The following is a 19,241-nucleotide window of genomic DNA, read 5'->3' as shown; positions in this document are numbered from 1 at the left end:
GCGGGTGCACCTCAGAGTAATGCGGTTGAGGACAGCGTTCGCCCCGACCTGCCGATGAAGCGACGCGTGAGCTCTCGTAGTCAACACACAGAGAGGTTCGCTAGGCTGAAACGTCGAGCGGAGACCGGACTCGGCGTCACGGTCACGTAAGGAGTCATTTCGTGCGTTTCGTATGGGCCGTCGTGGCCTTCATCCTGGCCACGCTTCTCATCGGAGCGGGCATCGCTCAGCGCACCATCTTCATGGGGCCCGAGACGCAGGAGCTGTCGCTGGTCGTCGAGGAGCCGCAGCCCTATCTGCTGGTGGATGGCGCTGTTCTTCGTGAGCAGCCGGGCCAGCAGACGCTGTTCGTCCGTGGCGAGGGAGAGCTCTTCGTCGCCTATGGGCGCACGGCCGATCTCGAAGCCTGGCTCTCGGATGCCGCATACAACTCGGCGACGATCGATGAGGATGGTCTCGTCGTCGTCAACGGGATCGAACCGGAGCTCGACGATACGGCTGAGGATGGCGAAGAGGCGGACGCCGCTGAGCCGGCCGAAGAAGCCGTCGTCGGTCGTAGCCCTGTCGGCTCCGATCTGTGGCTGCATTCCTTCAACGAAACAGACCAGCTCATCACCGACATGCAACTCCCCGAGGGGATGAGTCTGCTCATCGCCCGTGACGGGACCGCTCCGGCACCGGAGGACGTCGTCGTCTCCTGGCCCCTTGACACGACGACTCCGTGGGCGGGCCCGCTGGTTGCCGTGGGATGCGCTGTGATGCTCGCCGGTCTCGTGATGTACGTCCTCGGGATCCGCCATCAGCGTCGCGGCCGCGGGCCTCGCCGAAAGGGCCCGGGACCGCTGCCCGCGACGGAGCCCATCGACCTCACGATCGATCCTCTGCCCGGCCGCGACGCCCTCGAGCGCCCGGCGGACGGGCAGCCCGGACGCGGGCAATGGACGGCTCAGCGCCGCAGGCGCGTGCTCTCCGTCCCCGTGCTGGGTCTCGCCGCGGTGATGATCGCCGGCTGCTCCAGCGACTCGTGGCCCGATTTCACCTCGTCATCCCCGAGCCCCTCGCCGACGCAGACCGTCATCGCCCCGGAGAACCAGCGGCCCCCGGCGGTCACCGACGCCCAGGCCTCGAGGATCCTTCAAAACGTCTCGACCACGCTGGAAGAGGCGGACGCGGCGCGCGACCTCGAACTCGCGAAGACTCGTCTCGCGGGCGCGGCTCTTGCAGCTCGAACCACCGACTACACCCTGCGGGGTTCCCTGTCCGATCGTGCCCTGCCGGCGGTCATCCCCACGGATGTCATCGAGGTGCTTCTGCCCCAGGCGACCGAGTCCTGGCCGCGCACCGTTCTCGTGCTGAGCAAGAGCAAGAGCGACGACACGGTGCCTCCCGTCATCCTGACCATGACGCAGGCCGATCCGTGGGCCAACTACAAGGTCACCAACATCGCCGAGATGCAGGCCTCGGCCGAGGTTCCGCAGGTCGCGCCGGCCTGGATCGGCACCAGTCTGATCACCGAGAACGCGGCAGCATTCCTGCAGCTGGCACCGGCGGATCTCGCTGCGGCCTTCTCCGACGTCGTCGATGCGGGGGAGAAGAGCGAGTACTACGATCTTTTCGACCCGGTGAGCATCGCGCTTGTCGACTCGCTCATTCAGAGCCGTGCGGCCGTCAAGCAGGCTTTGGCCGATAAGGACGCCGCGGACACCACTTCGCTCGCTTTCGACATCGCGCCGAGTGCGCAGGACCCGGTCGCCTTGGCGACGCTGGAGAGCGGCGCGATCGTCGCAGTCTCCTTCGTCGACAGCGAGAAGATCACGCCCACCTCGGGCGACGCAGTGATCAAGTTCGGGGAGAACCCCGAGGCCAAGGCCCTCACGGGCGTGGAGGAGTCTGCGAAGGGCGTGACGACCACGTACGGCCTGCAGATGTTCTTCGCGGTCCCGGCCCAGGGATCGACCGAGCAGATCAAGCTTCTCGCCGTGCACCAGGACCTCCTCAACGTGGAAGTGATCAAGTGACTGAAATCTCTGCCGCCGCGCTTCGCGGCGCCGTCGACCTGTCGAGTCTGCGCAACCGTCCGGCGGCGGGAGCCGCCCCCGATGGTCAGGATGCCGGGACGGCCCAGCCCGGCGGGTACATCGTCGATGTCACCGATGCGACGTTCGGTCAGATCCTCGAGCTGTCGCGCACGGTCCCGATCGTCGTGGACCTCTGGGCGGAATGGTGCGGCCCGTGCAAGCAGCTCGGTCCCGTGCTGGAGAAGGTCGTCAACGAGCACGCAGGACGCCTGGTGCTCGCCAAGGTCGACGTCGATGCCAACCCCCAGCTCGCGCAGAGCTTCCGCGCTCAGTCGATCCCCATGGTCGTGGCGCTCGTCGCGGGTCAGCCGGTGCCGATGTTCACGGGGGCTGTGCCGGAGGAGCAGGTCCGTCAGGTCGTCGAACAGCTCTTGCAGGTCGCGGCGCAGAATGGCGTGACCGGAACGGTGGGGGCGAAGGAACCGACCGAGACCGCCGGCGAGGACGGAGCGTCGGAGCCGGCCCCGCTTCCTCCGTTGCATGCCGAGGCGTTCGCAGCGATCGAGACCGGTGACTTCGCAACGGCGATCCAGGCCTATGAGAAGGCCCTCGCGGAGAACCCTCGTGACGACGAGGCCCGCGCCGGTCTCGGACAGGTGCGCCTGCTGGACCGTGTGCAGGGAGTCGATCTGCAGCAGGCACGAGGCGCTGCGGCTGCGGCGCCGTCCGATGTCCAGGCGCAGTTCTTGGTCGCCGATCTCGACATCTCCGGCGGACACGTCGATGACGCGTTCGGGCGGCTTCTCGACCTCTTTGGCCTTCTTCCCGCCGATGAGCGGACGCCGGTGCGTGAGCGCCTCGTGGAGCTTTTCGGGCTGATCGGCCCGAACGATCCGCGGGTGGTGGCAGCGCGCAATCGCCTGTCGTCGCTGTTGTTCTGATCAGCGTCCGGTGCATCACTTCCTGTAGCGCAGCCACAGCGTGCTGCGTGCGGGGAGGGTGATGCGTGCTTGCGGCGCGTCGCCAGGAGCTGATCGTCGGCTGACGATCCATCCGTCGTTCCCGCTGCCGGTGCCGCCGTATTCGACGTCATCGGTGTTCAGGATCTCGTCCCATATCCCTTCGACCGGCAGGTCCAGTGCGAGCCGGCTCTTCTCGGTCTCGTCGAAGTTGCTGATGACGAGGACACGACCGCCGTGCGCATCACGGCGTTCGAAGGCGATGACATCGGGATCCCAGGTGGGCGCACCGCGTCGATCGAACCGTGCGCGATCGCGGTCGTACTCCCACAGCGGAGCCGTGCTCCGGTAGGTTTCGTTCATCCGACCGATCAACCGCAGCAGCGCGGCGTGAGGGGGCTGTTCGAGCAGGTCCCATTCCAAGCCGGTGCCGGTGGTCCATTCCGCGAGCTGGCCGAACTCCTGGCCCATGAAGAGCAGCTTCTTGCCCGGGTGGCCCCACATGTGCCCGAGGAACGCGCGCAGATCCGCGAATCTCGCAGCATCCGGCCCAGAGAGTCCGGTCAGCAGGTTCGCCGTGCGATGGGATGTTTCGTCGTGCCCGAGCGGCAGCAGATAGTTCTCTCCGAAGGCATAGACGAAGGAGAAGGTCATTTCGCCCTCGTGATGGGCGCGCTCCACGGGCGTGCGCCTCATGTAACGGAGGGACTCTTCGGCCCAGCCGTCGTTCCATTTGAGCGTGAAACCCAGTCCGGCGTGCTCGGGTGCAGCGGTGACACCGGGGAAGCGGCCGCTCTCCACAGCGATGGTCACGGCGCCGGGATGGCTCCGGTGGACCGCGCGATTGAGGTCTTGGAGGAATCGGATGCCGGCGAGGTTCTCACGGCCGCCATGGATGTTGGGCGTCCACTCGCCCGGCCCGCGGGCGTGATCGAGATAGAGGAGACCGGTGATCGAGCGCAGGCGCAGTCCATCGATGTGGAAGGAATCGAACCAGTAGAGCGCATTCGCTGTCACGGCGGCCCGCACCGCGGCATCGTCGAAATCGATGGCGGTCTCGTACGACAGAGGGTGGATGCCGGTGGGCTCCCATTCCAAGAGGACGCCGATTCCCGCGCGGTGCAGGCGGTCGATGAGGGATCGGAGCTCATCGGACGTGCCGTATCGCGGATCGGGGGCGTATGCCGATGTCGCGCGGATACGTCCGGCCGCTGCGGGCACGGTGAACGGAAGGAATTCGACATGGGTGAAACCGCTGCCGAGCACATGCTCGATCAGTGGTTCCGCGATCGTGGCGTATCCGAGGCCGTCGCGCCAGGAACCGAGGTGGAGCTGGTACACCGACATCGGCTGGGCGACGGCTCGAGTCGCCGCGCGTCTCGTCATCCAGGCACCATCGCGCCAGATGTGCGTCGAGAAGTCGACGACGGATCCGGTGAGGGCGGCGGCGTCTGCGCGGCGGCCGAAGGGGTCGGATGCACGGACCCAGGTGCCGGCATCCGTGAGGATCTCGTAGGCGTAGGCAGTTCCCGGGGAAGCGTCAGGGACGAACAGCTCCCAGATTCCCTGCGGGTCGAGGCGGCGCATCCCGAGCGGGGCACCGGCGGTTTCGGCGAGCGGGCCGACGATGCGAACGGCTTCCGCACGGGGCGCCCAGATGGCGAAGGCGACACCGATCTCGGTGCCGATCGGGCGCGCGTTGGCGCCGAGCGCCTCCCAGAGCCGATCGCGGTCCCCGTTCCGGATGCGGCGCCGATCCTCTTCGCTCAGGGTAGGCGCGTGCCGGTAGGGATCGCCGATGGTCGAAGCTCTTCCGTCGCGGAGCGTTCGCACACGGTAGAAGGAGGGATCGCCGTCGTGCTGACCGATCCACAGGCCGTCTTCGGCAGGGGAGAGCGGGAGGGTCGTGCCGTCGCTGAAGACGAGCGAGACCGCATCGGCATGAGGGCGGAGAACGCGGATCTCCGTGCGCCGGGAACCGGTTCCGGACGCCGCCGGGTGCGGTCCGAGCACGGAGTGCGGCTGCGGATGCCCGCCGATCGAGATCATCCGCGTCGAGAGATCGTCCCCACGTATCGACACCCTTCGATTTTAGCTGTCGGAAAGGGGCGATGGCAGGAGATCCTCAACGCTCCCGACCGGCAACGACGTGCGCGACGAGTGCGTGATGGGGGAGAGTTGAGACATGGTCTTCTATCTCGATCACGCGGCGACGACACCGCTGCGCCCGGAGTCGCGTCAAGCCTGGCTCGCTGCCTCGACGGAACCGGGGAACGCCGCCTCCACTCATGGAGCAGGTCAGCGTGCGCGTCGCCTGCTCGAGGAATCCCGCGAGCGCATCGCGGCAGTGCTCGACTGCGAGCCGATCGAGGTCGTGCTGACATCCGGCGGTACGGAGTCCATCAACACGGCGCTGCGAGGACTCTGGCGCGTTCGCGCGGAGAAGTCCCGGTCGATCGTTCTCCCGGATGGTGAGCACCACGCGACCATGGACACCGTCGGAGCGCTCGTCGCCGACGGTGCGCAGTGCGTGCCGGTGCGGCTCGACAGCGTCGGACGCATCGACGCGGACGCATTCGCCGCAGCGCTTCCGGGAGCCGCTCTGGCGACGGCGCTGGTCGCCAACAACGAGGTCGGCACGGTGAACGACGCAGCCGCGCTCGCCCGGGCGGCGGGCCGGACCGCGGTGCCCATGCACCTCGATGCCGTTGCGGGACTGGGGCATGTGCCGCTGTCCTTCCGAGACCTGCGCGGGGATGCGCCCGCAGCAGGCGGCCTCGTGGCCATGAGTCTGGCCGGGCACAAGGTCGGCGCACCCGTCGGAATCGGGGCATTGATCGTCGCGCGGACGGCGCGGATGGCGCCCTTGCTGCACGGCGGATCCCAGCAGAGGGGTCTGCGTGCCGGCACCCAGGACATCGCCGGGGCAGCGGCGTTCGCCGCGGCGCTCGAGTGCGCCGAAACCGAGCGAGTGACGGAGAATCAGCGGTTGGGCGCACTGCGGGATCTGTTGATCGCCGGGATCCTCGCATCGGTTCCCGCGGCGGAGCTGCTCGGCGATCCCATCGATCGTCTGCCGAACAACGCGCATATCCTCTTTCCCGGCGCTGTGGGGGAGAGCCTTCTCTTCCTCCTCGATGTCGCCGGTGTCGCAGCATCCACGGGGTCGGCCTGCCAGGCCGGCGTCGCCGAGCCGTCGCACGTCGTCATGGCGATGGGGCGCAGCGAGCACGATGCGCGAAGCGTCCTGCGGTTCACATTCGGTCGCACCTCCAGTGATGCCGACGTGGATGCGGTGCTCGCGGTCATCGTGGATGCCTACGCGCGGGCCTCGGGAACTCTGAACGGGCGTTGAGCCGGTGCCGCCGGTGCGCTCGTAGAATAGAGGCATGCGAATTCTGGCAGCTATGAGCGGTGGAGTGGACTCGGCGGTCGCCGCGGCCCGCGCCGTCGAGGCGGGCCACGACGTCACCGGTGTTCACCTCGCGCTCTCCCGCGCCGGTGGAACCCTGCGCAGCGGGAGCCGCGGATGCTGCACGATCGAGGATGCCATGGACGCCCGGCGGGCCTCCGACATGCTCGGCATCCCGTTCTACGTGTGGGACTTCTCCGAACGGTTCCGCGACGACGTCATCGACGACTTCATCAGCGAGTACCAGGCCGGCCGTACGCCCAACCCGTGCATGCGCTGCAACGAGAAGATCAAGTTCGCAGCCCTCCTCGAGCGTGCGCTCGAACTCGGCTTCGATGCGGTCTGCACCGGCCATTACGCCAACCTCGTCTCGACGGAGACCGGACTCGAACTGCACCGGGCGGCCGATGATGCGAAGGATCAGTCCTACGTCCTCGGTGTGCTCACAGCCGAGCAGCTCGCCCACACGTACTTCCCGCTCGGGTCAACCCCGTCGAAGGCTCTCGTTCGTGCAGAGGCCGCCGAGCGAGGTCTGAGTGTGGCTCAGAAGCCGGACAGCCACGACATCTGCTTCATCCCCGATGGCGATACCCGCGGTTGGCTGGCTGACAAGGTCGGTGCGGCGGACGGCGAGATCCTCGATCAGTCCGGCGCGGTGGTGGGCAGTCACGAGGGAGCGCACGCGTTCACCGTCGGTCAGCGCCGCGGTCTCAAGCTCGGGGTCCCGGCCGCGGACGGCAAACCGCGCTTCGTGCTCGAGGTCCGGCCCGTGTCGAACACGGTGGTCGTCGGCCCGAAGGAGGCTCTCGCAATCGCAGAGATCTCCGGAGAGCGGTACTCGTGGGCGGGTGCCGCGCCCCTCGCACCGGATTTCGAGTGCCATGTGCAGATCCGCGCACATTCCGAGCCCGTGCTCGCACAGGCCTCGGTCTCGGATGCCGGTGTGCGGGTGGTCCCGTCGGTCCCGCTCGATGGCGTCGCGCCTGGCCAGACCGCGGTGCTCTATCTCGGCACTCGTGTTCTGGGTCAGTTCACGATCGATACGACGGTCTCGGCGGTTCCTGCTACGGCCTGACGGCCGTGCGCACCGGCATCCGACTGGTCAGCCGTAGGTGTAGAAGCCGCGGCCCGTGGACGTGCCCAGGTAGCCCTTGTCGATGTAGTCGGTCTTCAGCTCCTCGGCGAATGCCTTCATGTCGGGATCAGCGCTGTCCTTGTTGAGCATGTACGGCGTCATCATGCCGACGACGTCGTAGATCTGGAAGGGGCCCAACGGAGCCCCGGTGGAGACGCGCCAGACCTTGTCGATGTCCTCGATGTCGGCGATGCCGTTCACGTGCAGCTTCGCCGCGGCGGCGAGGAAGGGCACGAGCAGCGAGTTGAGCACGTAGCCGGGCTGCTCCTTGTGAATTCGGATCGGGACCATGCCGATCTGCTCGGCGAACTCGACCGCCGCAGCGAACACCGCGGCGTCCGTTCCGGGATGCTCCATGATCTCGCAGGTGTTGAACTTCCAGACCTCGTTCGCGAAATGCATCGCGAGGAACTTCTCGGGACGGTCGGTGAACGGAGCGATCCGACTGGGCAGCAGAGTGGAGGAGTTCGTTGCGAAGATCGTCCTCGCGGGCGCGACGGCGCTGACCTTCTTCCAGGTGTCCTGCTTGATGTCGAGACGCTCCGGAACCGCCTCGATGATGAGGTCGGCATCCTTGACGGCATCCGTGAGATCGCTGCTGACACGGATGCGCGCCACGGCGGCATCGAGCTTCTCGGGCGTGGCATCGGGCAGATCGCGCAGGTACGAGGGCTTCAGCTGTTCCCAGCGTGCCGGCAGCTTCTGGAGGATCTCGTCGCTGATGTCATAGGCGACGACGTCCTTGCCGGAGTACGCGGACTGAAAGATGATCTGCGACCCGAGCACGCCTGTGCCCAGGACCGTGAGATTCTGCATATTTCCCCCTCTGAGATGGTTTCGGCGGATGCCGTTGCACGGCACCTTATGAGGAGATCAGCCACTTCGGCAAGGCAGCGCGTCTTCGGCGCCGAGAATGTCGGCGGCCGCTCGTAGACTGGATTCGTGCCGGAGAACATTCCCTTGGACGACGCCCGTATCGAGGCGGATTCGCTGACAGAGCGCATCCTCGAGGCGAAGGACGCGTACTACGGGCGCGATACGTCGCTCGTCGACGACGCGACCTATGACGGGTGGATGCGGCGACTCGAAGAGCTCGAGCGGTTGCACCCCGAGCTGCAGGGGCAGGACTCGCCGACGCAGATGGTCGGCGCGGCTGAGGCCACGGGCCTCGATACCATCGAGCACGCCGAGCGGATGCTCAGCCTCGACAACGTCTTCTCCATCGATGAGCTGCGCGAATGGGCGGCGAAGACCCATGCCGCGGCCGGTCGCGAGGTCGCCTGGCTCACCGAGCTGAAGATCGATGGTCTTGCGATCAACCTGCGCTATGAGAACGGAATTCTGACCTCGGCCGCGACGCGCGGAGATGGGCGCGTCGGCGAGATCGTGACAGAGAACGCTCTGCGGCTGGGCATGATCCCGTCGAAGCTGAGCGGCACGGGGCATCCGGAGATCGTCGAGGTGCGCGGCGAGGTGTTCATCCCCGTCGCGGCGTTCGAGAGGCTCAACGCGGCGCAGGCGTCTTTCCGCGAGCGGGCGTATGCGGATGCGCTGGGGAAGTGGGAGGCGCGCAGCGGCGCGAAGAAGCCGTTCGACGAAGAGAAGGCGCGCACGGCGGCCGCCCGTCGCTTCCCGGCGTTCGCGAATCCGCGCAACGCGGCGAGCGGCGGCCTGCGGCAGCAGATCGACAAGAAGGACGGCCTCGAGCTCGAAGCCGGCCGTCTGCGGCTCGAGTCTCTCGACCTGTACGTGCACGGCATCGGCGCGTGGACGAACCCGCCCGTCGCCGCGCAGAGCGAGGTCTATGAGCTGCTCTCCGATTGGGGCCTGCCCACGAGCCCGCACACGAAGGTCTGCGCGACGATCGACGAGGTCGTCGCATTCGTCGAGCACTTCGGGGAGCATCGGCACGACATCGAGCACGAACTCGACGGCATCGTCGTGAAGGTCGATGAGCTCGCGCTGCATGACGAGCTCGGCATGACCTCGCGCGCACCGCGCTGGGCGATCGCCTTCAAGTATCCGCCCGAGGAGGTGCAGACGACGCTCCTCGACATCGTCGTCTCCGTCGGTCGCACCGGCCGGGCGACGCCGTACGCCGTGATGGCGCCCGCGCATGTGGCAGGATCCGTCGTGCGCCAGGCGACCCTGCACAACAAGGACGTCGTCAAGGCCAAGGGCGTCCTCATCGGCGACACCATCGTGCTGCGCAAGGCCGGGGACGTGATCCCCGAGGTCCTGGGCCCCGTGGTCGACAAGCGCGATGGAACCGAGCGCGAATTCGTGATGCCGGTGGGATGCCCCGAGTGCGGCACGGAGCTTCGGTCGATGAAGGAGGGCGACATCGATCTGCGCTGCCCGAACGCCCGCTCGTGTCCCGCGCAGGTGCGCGGACGCGTCGAGCACATCGGATCGCGCGGTGCACTTGATGTCGAGGCGCTCGGTGAAGTGACGGCCGCCGCTCTGACGCAGCCGAGCTTCCCCGAGGTTCCGCCGCTGGTGACCGAGGCCGGACTGTTCGATCTCACACTCGAGCAGATCGTGCCGGTCGAGGTCGTCGTGCGCGACGCCGAGACGGGGCTGCCGAAGGAGGACGAGGACGGCGTCATGAAGACGCGTTCGCCGTTCCGCCGCAACGCCACCGCCGCGGAGAAGAAGGAGGGGGCCGTCGCGAGTCAGCCCTCGTCCCAGGCGGTGAAGCTGCTCGCGGAGCTCGAGAAGGCGAAGACGAAGGAGCTGTGGCGTCTACTCGTCTCGCTGAACATCCGTCACGTCGGGCCGGTCGCCGCTCGTGCGCTCGCACAGTGGTTCGGTTCTCTCGACGCCATCCGCTCGGCCTCGCTCGAAGAGCTGTCGGCCGTCGACGGAGTAGGCGGCATCATCGCGGAGTCGCTGCTGGCCTGGTTCGAGGTGGACTGGCACATGGACATCGTCGACCAGTGGACGGCTGCCGGTGTGCAGTGGGCCACGCCGGGCCACCCGGGCCCGGGCGCCGCCGTCGCCGAGGGGGGAGTGCTCGAAGGCCTCACCATCGTCGCCACCGGCTCGCTCGACGGCTACACCCGCGACGGCGCCCAGGAGGCGATCATCTCCGCCGGCGGCAAGGCGGCTTCGAGCGTCTCGAAGAAGACGGACTTCGTCGCCGCCGGGCCCGGTGCGGGCTCGAAGCTCAAGAAGGCGGAGGACCTCGGCATCCGGGTCCTCGACGCAGCTCAGTTCCGCATCCTCGTGACCGAGGGGCCGGACGCGCTCGACGCCTGAACGACGAAGCAGGACTTCCCGATCGGGAAGTCCTGCTTCAGCGCGAACAGCTCAGTTCTTGTGGCGGGGCTTGCGCTCGTAGCCGCCGTCACGGCTGCCGCGGTCACGGTCGTATCCGCCCCGGCGGTCGCCGCCGTCACGACGCTCGTATCCTCCGCGACGCTCGTAGCCGCCTTCGCGACGCGCACCGCCGCCGCGCGGACCGTTGTCGGGCTTGATCTCGATGAGACGGCCCGAGATGCGGGTGTCGCTGAGCTTGTCGAGGACCGCGGGGTCCATGGTCACGGGGAGCTCGACGATCGAGAAGTCCGGCTTGATGTTGATCGCGCCGAAGTCGTCACGGCCGAGACCGCCCTCGTTCGCGAGCGCACCGACGATCTGTCGGGGCTCGACACGGTGGCGGCGGCCCACCTCGATGCGGTAGGGAGTGTAGTCGCCGCGACCGCGACGCTCGCGCGGCTCACGGGCCGGACGGTCGCGGTCGTTGCGCTCGCGCGGGGGACGGTTGTCGCGCTCGACGGCGGCGGAGAGACGATCGTTGTCGGCATCCAGCAGCAGCGGTGATTCGCCCTGGGCGACGACGGCGAGGGCCGCCGCGACGTCGGTCTCGGGAACATCGTGGTTGCGCACGTAGTGGGCGATGATGTCGCGGAACTTCTCGATGCGACCGGTTTCAGCCAGTGCCGAGGTGATCGCATCGTCGAAGCGTGCGAGGCGCGTCGTGTTGACGTCCTCGATGCTCGGCAGCTGCATCTGGGCGGGCTGCTGGCGGGTTGCGCGCTCGATGCTCTTGAGCAGGTAGCGCTCGCGCGGGGTGATGAAGCTGATCGCGTCACCGGTGCGGCCGGCGCGGCCGGTGCGGCCGATGCGGTGCACATAGGACTCGGTGTCGGTCGGGATGTCGAAGTTGACGACATGACTGATGCGTTCGACGTCGAGTCCGCGGGCAGCGACGTCCGTGGCGACGAGGATGTCGAGCTTGCCGTCCTTGAGCTGGTTGACGCTGCGCTCGCGCTGCACCTGGGCGATGTCGCCGTTGATGGCTGCCGCGGAGTACCCGCGGGCGCGCAGCTTCTCGGCGAGGGTCTCGGTCTCGTTCTTCGTGCGGACGAAGATGATCATGCCGTCGAAGTTCTCGACCTCGAGGATGCGGGTGAGGGCGTCGACCTTCTGCTGGTAGGAGACGACCAGGTAGCGCTGGGTGATGTTCGTGTTCGTCGCGGTCTTCGACTTGACCGTGATCTCTTCCGCGTCGCGCAGGTACTGCTGGGCGAGGCGGCGGATGCTCGGAGGCATGGTCGCGGAGAAGAGAGCGACCTGCTTCTCCTCGGGCGTCTGGGAGAGGATCTCCTCGACGTCCTCCGCGAAGCCCATCTTCAGCATCTCATCGGCCTCGTCGAGCACGAGGTACTTCAGCTCGGAAAGGTCGAGTGTGCCCTTGGCGAGGTGGTCCATGATGCGACCGGGGGTGCCGACGACGACGTGGACGCCGCGACGGAGCGCGGACAGCTGGACGCCGTAGCCCTGACCGCCGTACACGGGGAGGACGTGGACGCCCTTCATCTTCGTGGAGTACGACTCGAAGGCCTCGCACACCTGGAGTGCGAGCTCACGGGTCGGGGCGAGCACGAGCGCCTGGGGGGTCTTCTGGGAGACGTCGAGGCGTTCGAGCACGGGCAGAGCGAACGCGGCCGTCTTGCCGGTTCCGGTCTGAGCCATGCCGACGACGTCGCGGCCGCCGAGGAGGGTGGGGATCGTCGCGGCCTGGATCGCCGAAGGCGTCTCGTAGCCGAGGTCGCGGATGGCCTTCAACACGGGGCCGGTGATGCCGAGCTCCTCGAATCCGAGTGTGGACGGGGCGTCGGGCGTCTGGTCTTGATCAGCAGTCACTTCCCGAGCGTAGCGCTTTCACCTGGGAAGCCGCCTGGCGACAGGCCTCGGGCGCGTCAGCTGCCCGAGGTGAGCGATAGGAGGTTGTCCTTGACCTGACGGCGCAGAACCTTGCCGATCATCGACTTCGGCAGCTCATCGACGACGAAGAGTCGTCGCGGCACCTTGTAGGGAGTCAGGATGCCGCGGACGTACTCGCGGATGCCGTGCTCGTCGAGCTCCGCGCCGGCATCGAGGACGACGGCTGCGACGACCTCTTCGCCGCTGTGGCTGCTCGGGAGGCCGACGACGGCAGCATCGGTGACGTCGGGGTGCTGGCGCAGCGCGATCTCGACTTCGGTGGGCGCGACGTTGAAGCCGCCTGTGATGATGAGCTCCTTGATGCGGTCGACGATGCGGAAGAATCCGGCGTCGTCCATCGTCACGACGTCGCCCGTGCGGAACCAGTCCTCGTGGAACACCGCGGCGGTGGCCTCCGGACGACCGTAGTAGCCGGAGAACACCTGGGGGCCGCGCACGAGGAGCTCGCCGGGCTGCCCGGGGGCGGCATCCTTCGACGGGTCCTCCTGATCCGCGATGCGCACTTCGGTTCCCGGCATCGGAAGACCGATGCTTCCGGCGGTGCGCTTGTCATCGACGGGGTTGACCATGAGCACGGGGGAGCACTCCGAGAGCCCGTAGCCCTCGATGAGCATCCCGCCGGTCTCGGCCTCCCAGGGCTCGACGAGTTCCTTGTCGAGGGCCATCGCGCCGGAGACCGCGATCCCGGTGCCGGCGAGGGAGATGCCTCGCTCGCGCGCACGGGCGAGGAGGCGTTCGGCGATCGGGGGCACGAGCGGCAGGACCGTCGCGGGGCGCTTCTTGACGACGTCGAGCACCATATCGGGATCGAACTTCGGGAAGAGCACGAGACGGGCCCCGACAGACATCGCGAAAGTCAGGCAGAGGGTGAGCCCGTATGCGTGGAACATAGGCAGCACCGCGTAGAACACCGTGCCGGCGCCGCGCTCGACCATCGGGATGCACGAGACCGCCTGCATCGCATTGGCGAGCAGGTTGCGGTGGGTGAGGGAGGCTCCCTTCGGGTCACCGGTGGTGCCGCTGGTGTATTGGATGATCGCCAGGTCGTCGGTCTGCGGACGTGGATGCTGGGCGGCGAGGGGCTCGTGGGAGACGATGTCCTCCCAACTGATGGCGTCGCGGACCGGGCGCGTCAGCTGGGCGCGCTTGGCACGCAGCGAGGGCACCGGAAGCTTCAGCGCAAGCTGCATGACGGCGGGCATTCCCCGGGTGATGTCGACGGAGATCAGCGTGTCGACGGCGAGGTCTGCGGGGAACTCCTGCACGAGGTGGGCGACGTTGCTCCACGCGATGACGTGCTTGGATCCGTGGTCGGAGAACTGCTTGCGCAGCTCGCGCGGGGTGTAGAGCGGGTTGTGCTCGACGACGATGGCGCCGAGTCGCAGGATCGCGTAGAAGGCGATGATGTGCTGCGGGCAGTTGGGCAGGATGATCGCGACGGGGTCGCCTGCGCGGACGCCACGGGCGGCGAGGCCGGCGGCCGCGCGTTCGATGGCCGACTGCAGCTCGCGGTACGTGGTCTCGCGTCCGAAGAACTCGAGCGCCGGGGCATCCGGATAGTCGCGTGCGGAGGCTTGGACGATGTCGATGAGCGAACCGGAGATCTCACCGAGGTCTTGCGGAACTCCCGGAGCGTACGAGGCTGTCCACGGGCGCGGGGGGTCGAACGTGATCATGAATCACAGCATATTGGGACGCGCGACCGGTGACTGCGCACTGCGCGCTCTAGACTGTTGTGGTGTCTGAAATCACCCCTGATCTTGTGCGCCATCTCGGCGTGCTCGCGCGTATCCAGCTGAACGACGACGAGGTGACGCGGCTCACGGGCCAGCTCGATGCCATCGTCGACAACATCGCGAAGGTCGCGGAGGTCGCAACGGCCGATGTCGCCGCGACGAGCCACCCGATTCCGCTCGCGAACGTCTTCCGTCCCGATGTGGTCGGTGAGACGTTGACGCATGAGCAGGTGCTGCAGAACGCACCGGATGCCGCGGATGGCCGTTTCCGCGTGACCGCGATCCTGGGAGAAGAGCAGTGACCGACATCATCCGCCTCACCGCGGCCGAGCTCGCCGACAAGCTGAACGCCGGAGAGCTCTCCAGCCGCGAGGCCACCCAGGCCCACCTCGACCGCATCGCCGCCGTCGACGGCGACGTCCACGCCTTCCTGCACATCAACGAGGGCGCGATCGCCGCGGCGGATGCCGTCGACGCCTCCCGTGCCGCGGGGGAGCAGCTGCACCCGCTGGCCGGTGTCCCGCTGGCCATCAAGGACGTGCTGGTCACCAAGGACCAGCCGACCACCAGCGGTTCCAAGATCCTCGAGGGCTACATGTCGCCCTACGACGCGACCGTCGTGGCCCGTGCCCGTGCGGCCGGCCTCATCGCGCTCGGCAAGACGAACATGGACGAGTTCGCGATGGGCTCCTCCACGGAGCACTCCGCCTACGGACCGACCCGCAACCCGTGGGACCTCGATCGGATCCCCGGCGGTTCCGGTGGAGGCTCGGCGGCCGCGGTGGCCGCTTTCGAAGCGCCGCTCGCACTCGGCTCGGACACCGGCGGATCGATCCGCCAGCCCGCCCACGTCACCGGCACGGTCGGCGTCAAGCCCACCTACGGCTCGGTGAGCCGCTACGGCTCGATCGCGCTGGCGTCCAGCCTCGACCAGGTGGGCCCCGTCACCCGTACGGTGCTCGACTCGGGGCTCCTGCACGATGTCATCGGCGGCCATGACGCGAACGACTCCACCTCGCTGACCGACGCCTGGCCGTCGTTCGCCGAGGCCGCTCGCGAGGGCGCCCGCGGCGACGTGCTCAAGGGCCTGAAGGTCGGCGTCATCAAGGAGCTGCCCGATTCCGGATTCCAGCCCGGCGTCGCGGCATCCTTCCGCGCCTCGCTCGCCCTCATGGAGCAGCAGGGCGCAGAGATCGTCGAGATCTCGACCCCGCACTTCGAGTACGGTGTGGCCGCCTACTACCTGATCCTGCCTGCCGAGGCTTCCAGCAACCTGGCGAAGTTCGATTCCGTGCGCTTCGGCATGCGCGTGACCCCTGAGGGCGGCGCGACGGTCGAGGACGTCATGTCGGCGACCCGCGAGGCCGGTTTCGGCGACGAGGTCAAGCGCCGCATCATCCTCGGCACCTACGCGCTCTCGGCCGGCTACTACGACGCCTACTACGGCAGCGCGCAGAAGGTCCGCACCCTCATCCAGCAGGACTTCGATCAGGCGTTCTCCCAGGTCGACGTCATCGCGACGCCGACGGCACCGACCACCGCCTTCAAGCTCGGCGAGCGCATCGGCGACCCGCTGCAGATGTACCTGAACGACCTGACGACGATTCCGGCGAACCTCGCCGGCGTCCCCGGCATCTCGATCCCGTCCGGCCTGGCCGAGGACGACGGTCTGCCCGTCGGCATCCAATTCCTCGCGCCGGCGCGCGAGGACGCCCGCCTGTACCGCGTGGGCGCCGCGCTCGAGACCGCACTCGTCGACTCGTGGGGAGCCCCCCTGCTCACCCGCGCACCGCAGCTCGCAGGAGGAAAGAACTGATGGCCGCCGCAGCCAAGCTCATGGACTTCGACAAGGCGCTCGAGATGTTCGAGCCCGTGCTCGGCTTCGAGGTGCACGTCGAGCTGAACACCGAGACCAAGATGTTCTCGGGCGCCCCGAACCCGGCGAACGAGAAGTACCACGCGGCGGAGCCGAACACGCTCATCGCCCCGGTCGACATGGGCCTGCCCGGCGCCATGCCCACGGTGAACGCCACGGCGATCCGCTCCTCGATCAGCCTCGGCCTCGCGCTCGGCTGCTCGATCGCCGAGTCGAGCCGCTTCGCGCGCAAGAACTACTTCTACCCGGACCTCGGCAAGAACTACCAGATCTCGCAGTACGACGAGCCGATCGCCTACGAGGGTGAAGTCGTCGTCGAGCTCGAGGACGGCACGCTCGTCACCGTGCCGATCGAGCGCGCGCACATGGAGGAGGACGCCGGAAAGCTCACCCACATGGGTGGTGCGACCGGTCGCATCCAGGGCGCCGAGTACTCGCTGGTCGACTACAACCGCGCCGGCGTGCCGCTGGTGGAGATCGTCACCAAGACGATCTTCGGCACGGACCACCGCGCCCCCGAGGTCGCGAAGGCCTACGTCTCGACGATCCGCGACATCGTGCGCAGCCTCGGCATCTCAGAGGCCCGTCTCGAGCGCGGCAACCTGCGCTGCGACGCGAACGTCTCGCTGCGCCCGCGCGTCGCCGATGGCGAGGAGCCCGCGCCGCTGGGAACCCGCACCGAGACGAAGAACGTCAACTCGATGCGCTCGGTCGAGCGCGCCGTGCGTCACGAGATCCAGCGCCAGGCGCAGATCCTCGCCGATGGCGGCACGATCATCCAGGAGACCCGTCACTGGCACGAGGACACCGGCACGACCTCGCCGGGCCGTCCGAAGTCGGATGCCGACGACTACCGCTACTTCCCGGAGCCCGACCTGCTGCCCGTGCAGCCGGCCGCCGAGCTCATCGAGGAGCTCCGGGCAGCGCTGCCCGAGCAGCCCGTCGCGCGCCGTCGCCGTTTGAAGGCCGAGTGGGGCTTCACCGACCTCGAGTACCAGGACGTGCGCAACAGCGACCTGGTCGACGTCGTCGAGGCGACCATCGCCGCCGGTACGACCCCGGCCGCCGCACGCAAGTGGTGGACGGGTGAGATCACCCGCCAGGCCAATGCGCAGGACAAGTCCGCCGTCGAGCTCATCTCGCCGGCATCCGTCGCCGCTCTCCAGCAGCTCGTCGATGCCGGAACGCTGAACGACAAGCTCGCCCGTCAGGTGCTCGAGGGCGTCATCGCCGGCGAGGGCACCCCGCAGGAGGTCGTGGACGCCCGCGGTCTCGCGGTCGTCTCGGACGACGGCGCGCTCATCGCGGCGATCGATGAGGCACTCGCCGCGCAGCCCGACGTCTTGGCGAAGATCAAGGACGGCAAGGTTCAGGCCGCGGGCGCCGTCATCGGCGCCGTCATGAAGGCGATGAAGGGTCAGGCCGACGCCGCACGCGTGCGGGAACTGATCCTGGAGCGCGCCGCGCAGTAACAGCGACTCCACGTCCGGTTGCCGGGCCGATCCTCGTGATCGGTCCGGCATCCGTGCGTCCGGCGGGCCGGCGTCGATGTCGGAGGATTCGGGGAGAATGGAAGCATGGGGCGCGGTGACGGACGAGGCAGGGTCGTATCCCCGGACGGGGCCGACGATTCGGGTACCCGCATCCTGCACGTCGACATGGATGCCTTCTACGCGGCCGTCGAGGTCATGCACGATCCGTCGCTCGCCGGCCTGCCTCTGATCATCGGCGCACCGGATGGTCGCTCCGTGGTCTCGAGCGCCTCCTACGAGGCGCGGCGATACGGTGTGCGCGCGGCGATGCCGGTGGCCCAGGCGGTCAGACTGTGCCCGTCCGCACGGATCGTCCCGCCGCACTTCGAGCGCTATCAAGCGGTGTCACGGCAGGTCATGGGGGTCTTCGAATCGATCACTCCACTTGTCGAGCCGCTGTCGGTTGATGAGGCATTCCTCGATGTGCGGGGTGTGCGACGGCTGTGGGGGAGTCCGGGGGAGATCGCACGCCTTGTGCGGGCACGGGTGGAGTCCGAAGTGGGGATCACCTGCAGCGTCGGCGTCGCAGCGACCAAGCACGTCGCGAAGATGGCGTCGACGCTCTGCAAACCCGACGGGATGCTGATCATCCCCGAGTCCCAGACCATCGAGTTCCTTTCGCCTCGATCGGTGCGTGCGATGTGGGGTGTGGGCCCGAAGGCGGCGGATGCGCTGGAAGCACGGGGCATTCGAACGATCGGCGACATCCGGGAAGCGCCTCAGGATATGCTCGATCGCGCGGTCGGCCCGGCGCTCGGGGCGCGGATCGCCGCGCTGTCGCGCGGAGTCGATCATCGCGCCGTCGATACGGACCGAGTGGAGAAGAGCATCGGCCACGAGGAGACGTTCGACGTCGACATCACCGACCGCGAGACGCTTCATGCCGAACTGCTGCGGCTCGCCGATCGCGTGGCTGCGCGCCTGCGCAAGGCCGGTTGGGAGTGCGCGTCCGTCGCGATCAAGGTGCGCTTCGACGACTTCACCACGCTGAGCCGCTCCCAGACGCTGCCCGAGCCGACCTCGGTCGGACAGCGCATGGGAGAGGCCGCACAGGCGCTTTTCGAGACCATTGGCCGGCGCGATCCGGTGCGCCTCATCGGCGTCCGGGCCGAGAAGCTGCGCCCCGCGGGAGGGGCGGCGTTCGCGCTGTGGGACGATGATGAGCACTGGCGCAAGGTTGAGGGCGCGCTCGACGATGCCCGGGCGCGCTTCGGGTCTGCGACGATCACGCGCGCCAGGCACCTCGGCCGTGGCGAGGGGCGCGGAGCGCCGAAGCATCCGAAATCCCATGGTCTGGAGTGAACCCGCACAGCGCGCGAGTTCCTGGGATAACGTGGACTC

General features: G+C 67.9%; 13 protein-coding genes. 9 read left to right on the top strand and 4 right to left on the bottom strand.

Annotated elements, in window-relative coordinates; genetic code table 11:
- Nucleotides 1-161: 161 nt before the first annotated feature.
- Both Q0Z66_RS01035 and Q0Z66_RS01030 read left to right on the top strand, forming a co-directional pair.
- Nucleotides 162-2,018: a glycosyl transferase gene (locus tag Q0Z66_RS01035; RefSeq protein WP_298036602.1), complete on the top strand. Its 1,857-nt coding sequence runs from the start codon at nt 162-164 to the stop codon at nt 2,016-2,018.
- Nucleotides 2,015-2,959, top strand: coding sequence for a tetratricopeptide repeat protein (locus Q0Z66_RS01030; RefSeq protein ID WP_298036600.1), 945 nt, complete (start codon nt 2,015-2,017; stop codon nt 2,957-2,959). The genes Q0Z66_RS01035 and Q0Z66_RS01030 overlap by 4 nt, the downstream gene beginning before the upstream one ends.
- A 15-nt stretch (nt 2,960-2,974) precedes the next feature.
- Here Q0Z66_RS01030 and Q0Z66_RS01025 read toward each other — a convergent pair whose 3' ends face one another.
- Nucleotides 2,975-5,059 carry an alpha amylase C-terminal domain-containing protein gene (locus Q0Z66_RS01025; RefSeq protein ID WP_298036597.1) on the bottom strand — a complete coding sequence of 695 codons (2,085 nt, stop codon included), beginning with the start codon at nt 5,057-5,059 and terminating at the stop codon, nt 2,975-2,977.
- Nucleotides 5,060-5,162: 103 nt separating this feature from the next.
- Between Q0Z66_RS01025 and Q0Z66_RS01020 the strand changes: the two genes are divergently transcribed.
- On the top strand, nt 5,163-6,332 hold the full coding sequence (locus tag Q0Z66_RS01020; RefSeq protein WP_298036594.1) for a cysteine desulfurase family protein: 1,170 nt from the start codon (nt 5,163-5,165) through the stop codon (nt 6,330-6,332).
- Between the two features lie 34 nt (nt 6,333-6,366).
- A complete protein-coding gene (gene mnmA, locus Q0Z66_RS01015; protein WP_298036592.1) occupies nt 6,367-7,464 on the top strand; it encodes a tRNA 2-thiouridine(34) synthase MnmA in 1,098 nt (365 codons plus the stop codon).
- A gap of 27 nt (nt 7,465-7,491) precedes the next feature.
- Here mnmA and Q0Z66_RS01010 read toward each other — a convergent pair whose 3' ends face one another.
- The gene (locus Q0Z66_RS01010) at nt 7,492-8,340 is read right to left on the bottom strand and encodes a 3-hydroxyacyl-CoA dehydrogenase (protein WP_298036591.1); all 849 of its coding nucleotides are present in this window, start codon (nt 8,338-8,340) and stop codon (nt 7,492-7,494) included.
- Between the two features lie 126 nt (nt 8,341-8,466).
- Between Q0Z66_RS01010 and ligA the strand changes: the two genes are divergently transcribed.
- Nucleotides 8,467-10,785: an NAD-dependent DNA ligase LigA gene (ligA, locus tag Q0Z66_RS01005; protein ID WP_298036590.1), complete on the top strand. Its 2,319-nt coding sequence runs from the start codon at nt 8,467-8,469 to the stop codon at nt 10,783-10,785.
- A 51-nt stretch (nt 10,786-10,836) separates the two neighbouring features.
- Here the strand turns inward: ligA and Q0Z66_RS01000 are convergent, their stop codons facing one another.
- Both Q0Z66_RS01000 and Q0Z66_RS00995 read right to left on the bottom strand, forming a co-directional pair.
- On the bottom strand, nt 10,837-12,675 hold the full coding sequence (locus Q0Z66_RS01000; RefSeq protein ID WP_298036588.1) for a DEAD/DEAH box helicase: 1,839 nt from the start codon (nt 12,673-12,675) through the stop codon (nt 10,837-10,839).
- Between the two features lie 56 nt (nt 12,676-12,731).
- The gene (locus Q0Z66_RS00995) at nt 12,732-14,432 is read right to left on the bottom strand and encodes a long-chain-fatty-acid--CoA ligase (protein WP_298036586.1); all 1,701 of its coding nucleotides are present in this window, start codon (nt 14,430-14,432) and stop codon (nt 12,732-12,734) included.
- Nucleotides 14,433-14,494: 62 nt separating this feature from the next.
- On the opposite strand from Q0Z66_RS00995, the gene gatC reads away from it, so the two are divergent.
- From gatC to dinB, 4 genes are all read left to right on the top strand, one after another.
- Nucleotides 14,495-14,794, top strand: coding sequence for an Asp-tRNA(Asn)/Glu-tRNA(Gln) amidotransferase subunit GatC (gatC, locus tag Q0Z66_RS00990; protein WP_298036584.1), 300 nt, complete (start codon nt 14,495-14,497; stop codon nt 14,792-14,794).
- The gene (gene gatA / locus Q0Z66_RS00985; protein ID WP_298036580.1) at nt 14,791-16,308 is read left to right on the top strand and encodes an Asp-tRNA(Asn)/Glu-tRNA(Gln) amidotransferase subunit GatA; all 1,518 of its coding nucleotides are present in this window, start codon (nt 14,791-14,793) and stop codon (nt 16,306-16,308) included. Before gatC ends, gatA begins: the two co-directional genes overlap by 4 nt.
- The gene (gatB, locus tag Q0Z66_RS00980) at nt 16,308-17,840 is read left to right on the top strand and encodes an Asp-tRNA(Asn)/Glu-tRNA(Gln) amidotransferase subunit GatB (RefSeq protein WP_298036577.1); all 1,533 of its coding nucleotides are present in this window, start codon (nt 16,308-16,310) and stop codon (nt 17,838-17,840) included. The genes gatA and gatB overlap by 1 nt, the downstream gene beginning before the upstream one ends.
- Before the next feature lie 105 nt (nt 17,841-17,945).
- A complete protein-coding gene (dinB, locus tag Q0Z66_RS00975; protein ID WP_298036575.1) occupies nt 17,946-19,202 on the top strand; it encodes a DNA polymerase IV in 1,257 nt (418 codons plus the stop codon).
- The last annotated feature ends 39 nt before the right edge of the window (nt 19,203-19,241 follow it).

The organism is uncultured Microbacterium sp. (assembly GCF_947632095.1).
GTDB lineage: Bacteria > Actinomycetota > Actinomycetes > Actinomycetales > Microbacteriaceae > Microbacterium.
Note: the sequence above shows the minus strand (reverse complement) of the source record. Positions and strands in the feature narration are given on the sequence as shown.

Excerpts from the sequence above, each read along its gene's own strand:
- dinB (WP_298036575.1), top strand. The coding sequence starts at position 17,946 with ATGGGGCGCGGTGACGGACGAGGCAGGGTCGTATCCCCGGACGGGGCC.
- Q0Z66_RS00995 (WP_298036586.1), bottom strand. The coding sequence starts at position 14,432 with ATGATCACGTTCGACCCCCCGCGCCCGTGGACAGCCTCGTACGCTCCG.
- Q0Z66_RS01020 (WP_298036594.1), top strand. The coding sequence starts at position 5,163 with ATGGTCTTCTATCTCGATCACGCGGCGACGACACCGCTGCGCCCGGAG.
- gatB (WP_298036577.1), top strand. The coding sequence starts at position 16,308 with ATGGCCGCCGCAGCCAAGCTCATGGACTTCGACAAGGCGCTCGAGATG.
- Q0Z66_RS01010 (WP_298036591.1), bottom strand. The coding sequence starts at position 8,340 with ATGCAGAATCTCACGGTCCTGGGCACAGGCGTGCTCGGGTCGCAGATC.
- mnmA (WP_298036592.1), top strand. The coding sequence starts at position 6,367 with ATGCGAATTCTGGCAGCTATGAGCGGTGGAGTGGACTCGGCGGTCGCC.